Source organism: Sphingobacterium sp. GW821-FHT03E03, assembly GCF_059420745.1.
Window position 1 is genome coordinate 1 of the sequence record NZ_JBWKUH010000053.1, and the last position, 5,836, is coordinate 5,836.

Genomic DNA, 5,836 nt, shown 5'->3' on the forward strand with positions numbered 1-5,836 from the left:
CTACATGCCTGTGGTATTCATCATGAAATGGGGAGAAATGATAGGGATAATTACGTTACAATCAATACGTCAAATATCTATCCTGAAAAGATGCATAATTTCAATAAAGTTGGAGTTCTTTTTAGTGTTGACGTGGGTTTATTTGATGCTAGATCAATTATGATGTACCCTGCAAAAACTACCGATGCTAGTTTTGCTAGAAATACAAGTCTAAATATAATTACAGCTAATAATTCTAGTGTAGTAATTTCTCCGAGTTTCTATCCTACTACGACAGACTTACTTGGTATAAATATGTTGTATGGAGATGAGAAACCGTATCTCGACTATAACGTTACGTACAATAAAACTTACGATGATTGGCAATCGGGATCTTACGATATAGAAGCGACATACACTTTTTCATTTTACGTCGACAAGAATAAAACTATTCCATATATAAAAACATACCCTGTGCCAGTTTTGATCGAGCGTTATTGGGAGGTCATTGTCAATAGAGTTGAAGACCTTCCTAGAATTCGTAATGAAAGTATTGTTATCCCAGCCGGAAAGAATAGCTTTACTATTTATGGGAAAGATAATGTAGATAGGCAGTTTGGTGATATCTATAATATGGAAAAACTAGAGTATAGACCGGTCTATCCCTCTACAAATTATAGATAATCTATCTATTTTAATATGTAAAAAGCCAGAATTTTAAATAGTTCTGGCTTTTTTACTTACACAAATTCTCATATTGATCAACCATTGTTAAACCTTTTATGTTTTTCTGCTGGGCTAAATCATCACGGATAAGATGGTCTTTGCTGTCTGGATTTGATTTTCATCTTCCCTTTAGTTGAATTCCTAGTCACTAATAACCGTTATTCAATAGGATCTATTCGGTTTGGTATTTCTCTTACGATTGGATAGACATCACTTTATGTGTTTTTATTTTGTAACTTAAATATTGTTCATTTTATAATAGATATGAGTCTTTCAGCGTATAATTATAAAATATAATTCGTTCTCTGACGCTTTCCGTTTCATTATTGGAGACTTTTGTTTGGCAAATTAACACTCAATTATTACCAACTTTAGACTGTAAACGGAATGAGTGGACAGTGAGCCCACCTTCTAAGCTTTCATTGTATATTAGAGTAATTGTAGGAAATATTTGAAAGAAAGGGTCTGTTTGGTAGCTTTTATTTTAATATTGAGCTCGGGTAACTATTGGTCATAGCTTTCGAAAAAGAAATGATAAAGCAATATAAACTCAGAATTTTATAATTTAAATTCAATACGATAAAAGCTTAAAGATGAAAGAAAAACTTACGGAAGCTTTAAATGATACATTATCTTATTTTCTTCTCGGAGATATTGAGCATCTGCGTGATTATCAAGTAAAAAATGGTTTCCCATGATCTTGCAACCGAATTTACAACAAAAGAAACAGGAGACCAGGTTGTTGAAGGGGGAAATTTTAAAAATAACGATGATGTTTTTGTTATCTAAAGCCGATCAAATAAAAGCCTTTGACCAATTTGTTAGTGATAATAGGTTTGAAGAATATAGATTTAATTCAAAATGGGGATTACAAGTTGCAATATTGACTAATGGAAGGGTAATATTAGTCAGAGTTGAAAAAATGCTGTAGCTGATACTACTTGCCAAATGTTACAATAGGAAAGGATATTAGTGACTTCTCCTTTTGTACCAGCGAGTACCACTTCAACAACGTGGTCTGCAATGATTGGATTGAGATATTCATTCTAAATAAGTATAACAATTTGCTTAAAGTCTCAAGGAATAAAATATTTCTTGAAGCTTTTTTATTTAAAAAATGAGAACTACTTATTGTTGTTAAGTCTTGTTGTGTTAACTTTTTGTAAGCATATTTTGAATTTGAATTATTTAAATTATATTCACATAAATATTTATGATGAATTATGAAAAGATTTAGATTGTCGTTATTAATTGCCTCAATTTCGCTAATTCTCGCATCTTGTAGCACAAGCGAGTTGCAAATTGCAAACGAGGAAAAAAACATTAAACCGAAGTCTATGGCAATGGCTTCGACAGCTTTTGACTGGGAAAACGTAGAGCGAATGCCAGCTCCAGTAAATCAACCAACAGTTTTATCACCATGGTCATCGGGGGCGAATATAGCTTTTCCTGCATTTTTTATTGAGGATAGGTTTAAATCAAATGGCTGGGAGTTGGTTTACAATTCTTTTAGTACTACCGAATCTATTAACCCTAAATTTTTTATAATATATAATAAATTTAGAGGCTTACTGAGAGCTTTTTTTTATCTAGATCCTATAAGCCCAATTCCTAGTACTTATGTATCACATAGTTTAAAATTGAAGGATAATGAATCAATACCTGTTTTAAACTTTGGCTCAGAAGAAATAGCTTCCCTCGTGAAAAATGTAAAGGAAATTTCTCAAGTGCAGCCATATAGAACTAGCGCTACGGGGTGTTGGTACGGCGCGGAATTTGAAATCAATTATACACCTGCAATTCGTAATATGCCTGCGCAAGGTAGTTTGTTGCAATGGGATGTTAGCTCTACCAATATCTCTCAAATTACGATTAATGGGACCTCAGAAGGAACAATTAAGGGGACAATGACACAAAGCGCTGCGGGCCCTGGAAATATTTTAAATAGCTCATTAAAAGGAGCAGTTCAAATATCCGGTAAAAATATAGGAGAAGAAATCGCAAAAAATTCTTTAATACAATCAGAATTTTTGAAGACTTTTGTTTCTGCTCTTGGCTCTGGAAGTTATACAGCAGCTGCTGGGAAAATATTGAGTGCAATTTTTGGTGGGTCCTCTTCTACAACTAGCCAAGTAATTAATTTGAAAAGTTCAACAACTTATAAGCTTTCGGGATCTATAAATGATAGTTATTTGATAGCTTCCCCAGTGCTCGTTCCCCCAGGTGCCAGTAATTCGAGCAATCAACTAGGTGTTTTGCCAATTTATAACAAGGTGTTAGGTATTTTTACTTTAGATAAAACACCAATTGTGAATGCTACAGCTACAGAAGAATGGCATACTGAACGCGGTGAACCCGGCGACCGTGATGAACGCTTTTCTATTTTTAACCCATCAGATTATAGATTAGTTCAGAACTCTTATAATATTGTTTTTAACCCAGATATTATAAATACTAGTCCGGATGGAGCGAGAGTTGAAAATTTAAAACAAGAACTTGTTCAGCGCGAAAAAGATGGAAATCAAATTAATGTGTTTCCGATTAATTATGAATTTTCTAACCATTACAGAATTACTGTCGGCAATGTTGGTTGGGATGGAAATGGGGGATATACACCTCAGCCAGCAAGTCCAAACCCATGGGATTCAAATGAACAGTTAATGACTGGATTTTTTCTACGAATTACATTTGATGTGGTTCCTAATAACGGTTCTCCGCGGAGTACTATAGTGAAGACTTTTAAAGTAAAGGCAAATCCTATTTACATCAATAGTTAATTATAAATTATAAAAGCAGCTCTATTTAAATGGAGCTGCTTTATAATTGTTTTTACGATACAGAAATTTCGATTGAGAGAAAATGGTTACTTTCTAAGTTCCTCGAGAAGCTTATTATATTTCTCTAATAGTGTAAAGTATTTTTCCTTCCATGAATCCCTTTCTTTAATTAATTTGGATTCTTCTAAATTGTTTGTGCCAATTTGTGCAAGATTATTATTTTCAATCCACTTCTTAAATTCAGGTATTTCTTTTGCAAAATTATAGTCAATCACCTTTGCGTACTTATAAAGAATTCCAAAAGGTAAATCTTTTTGGGATATGTGCTTATAATACGTTGATTGAGAATCATAACCAGCCAATTTAATTATTTCAACTTTCGGTAATGGGTAATTCGTCGCAACAATATTTAAAATCTTTCCTATGTGTTTTTCGTTCATTGTACTGATTTTTCCGGTGGTGAGAAATGGAAAAACGAATATAACCAAGATTAAAAGCAATTTAAATACTGAAAAATACGTCATTATATTTTTATATTACGTCATTTAGTGTTATATTTGTATCATTGTACTGAATTATTGAAAATAGAGAGATATTTTTCTCTTTGTTTAGAGCTTAATTAAAGGGTCTCGTCAACAGAAACTAGCACTTTTTGAACCGAAACGAGAAGACAGGAGTATACCATTGCCCATAAGGAAATCTGTAAATATCGTATATTTGCATTTCTTCACGGCTGGTTTCCTGTTGGATGTTGTTTCGGGGCCTGTTCTAGTGCCTTGTTGATACTGAAAACAGGAACCGCCCTGTCGAAGTTTTTGGGACTCGTCTAACCAAAAAAAACGAGAATGAAAAAACAACTTTACAAAAATTTATCTAGCGCTCCAGAATAGCTCTGTGTGTTTAGTCATGTAATGACTTTCTCTAATCTTGAAGAGCGTAGCGACGCTATTATATACCTTTGAAAAATCTATTCCAACGCTCTTAGATTTAGCTATTGATTCTAATTTTTTATCGTGACCTAAGCCGGATTTAGGAGTTTTGGATATATTTGTTTGTATCGAAATCGGAATTCTTAATCCAGCAGGTTACAACCTTTAAAGACCTTAGAAATGACCAATTTTTACAAGGGCGGGAGTGAACTGTCTAATGGGAAACGTTCCTTCTGCATAAACCAAATTAATTCGGAAAAAAGCAGGGTTCAATTAACTGAATTAACGACCAGTTTTCAGTTGTATTTTGCCTACATATTTCAAGCACTCGTTAAGTACTACTTAAGTACAGATATAGTACTATTTAGGCAATCGTTGGGTAAGGAAATTAACAAAGGAAAAAAGTACTATAAAAGTACTTGGCTGGTGCTAGGAAACTGTCGGCTTAAAAGGGGGAATTTGCCAACTTCAAAGTGGAGAGGAAGTGTCGTAAAAAAGAGGTATTATTTGGACTTTCTTCTGACCAACTTCGCCCTAACTTCTGCCATTCCGGCTGCTGGGCTTTGGTCTTGCACGGATCGTCCTTTGGATTTTCCCGAAGCTAGCCCAAGTCCCACTCGAAGCCGACTCGATGAAAACTCGGTCAATGGGCGAAGTTGGTCAGGAGTTGGTAGGTACTTAAACTCAGCTAAAATTTTTCGAGCCAAACAGCGTCCGCACAAGTACCTTACTAGTTTGACACAACAAAATTGCAAGCATGAGACAAGCCTGACCCTATCACAAGACTGTCTAAGCACAGCCTAAAGAGAAGGATCGTACAGGAAAACCAATTTCTAAAGCATTGGAAATAGCCGATCGCTAGCATCAGAAACTACAGTTGATTCACTGTTAAGCTACTGGGAGTGTACCAAAAAGGTACAGGGAAGATACTAAAGAGCTACCAAATGGCTACCGGAAAGATACAGGCTTGCGGTAGCAATCCGTTGAATCTCTGGTGGAAGCTCGGTAGCGCAAACAACAGTCCATCAAAGAAAAAAATGCTTTGGCAAGCGGAGCGGATAAATATCGTGTAAAATTAAAGGGTTTTCGGTACGTCTGTAGGTTTGAATTAGGGAAGGAGGGACTGTCGTTTTTCAAAATGAAATAATCGCTCAGAACGCTTTAAAATACGTTGGTCATTTATCGAGTTCATAAACGAATTTCCAACACCCTGAAGGAATAGTGGGGGAAGGTAGATTAGAAGAATATGCTGTTGGACAATTAAAAACCAATGAATAAAAAAATAAGTGTTAGGAAAAAGATAAAGCCACCGGAATAAAGGTGCTATACATTTTTATACGCAAATTATTTTGCGTGTAATGATACGGACGTTCTTTGACTTATTGGTATTGAAGAAATAGGATTTAAGTTGGCGAGAAGTTTTGC

The 5,836-nt window shown here is 34.8% G+C and carries 4 protein-coding genes; 3 read left to right on the plus strand and 1 reads right to left on the minus strand.

Annotated elements, in window-relative coordinates; genetic code table 11:
• The 3 genes from AC07UV_RS25465 to AC07UV_RS25475 form a co-directional block, all read left to right on the plus strand.
• On the plus strand, window positions 1-663 hold a 663-nt coding region (locus AC07UV_RS25465), incomplete at its 5' end, for a M12 family metallopeptidase (protein ID WP_495185818.1).
• Window positions 664-1,399: 736 nt separating this feature from the next.
• The gene (locus AC07UV_RS25470; RefSeq protein WP_495185819.1) at window positions 1,400-1,636 is read left to right on the plus strand and encodes a hypothetical protein; all 237 of its coding nucleotides are present in this window, start codon (window positions 1,400-1,402) and stop codon (window positions 1,634-1,636) included.
• 292 nt (window positions 1,637-1,928) lie between these two features.
• Window positions 1,929-3,482 carry a hypothetical protein gene (locus AC07UV_RS25475; protein ID WP_495185820.1) on the plus strand — a complete coding sequence of 518 codons (1,554 nt, stop codon included), beginning with the start codon at window positions 1,929-1,931 and terminating at the stop codon, window positions 3,480-3,482.
• 86 nt (window positions 3,483-3,568) lie between these two features.
• Here the strand turns inward: AC07UV_RS25475 and AC07UV_RS25480 are convergent, their stop codons facing one another.
• Window positions 3,569-3,922: a hypothetical protein gene (locus AC07UV_RS25480; protein ID WP_495185821.1), complete on the minus strand. Its 354-nt coding sequence runs from the start codon at window positions 3,920-3,922 to the stop codon at window positions 3,569-3,571.
• Between the last annotated feature and the right edge of the window lie 1,914 nt (window positions 3,923-5,836).

Bases quoted from the DNA above. Each gene is read 5' to 3' on its own strand.
- AC07UV_RS25480 (WP_495185821.1), bottom strand. From the start codon at position 3,922: ATGAACGAAAAACACATAGGAAAGATTTTAAATATTGTTGCGACGAAT.
- AC07UV_RS25470 (WP_495185819.1), top strand. From the start codon at position 1,400: ATGATCTTGCAACCGAATTTACAACAAAAGAAACAGGAGACCAGGTTG.
- AC07UV_RS25475 (WP_495185820.1), top strand. From the start codon at position 1,929: ATGAAAAGATTTAGATTGTCGTTATTAATTGCCTCAATTTCGCTAATT.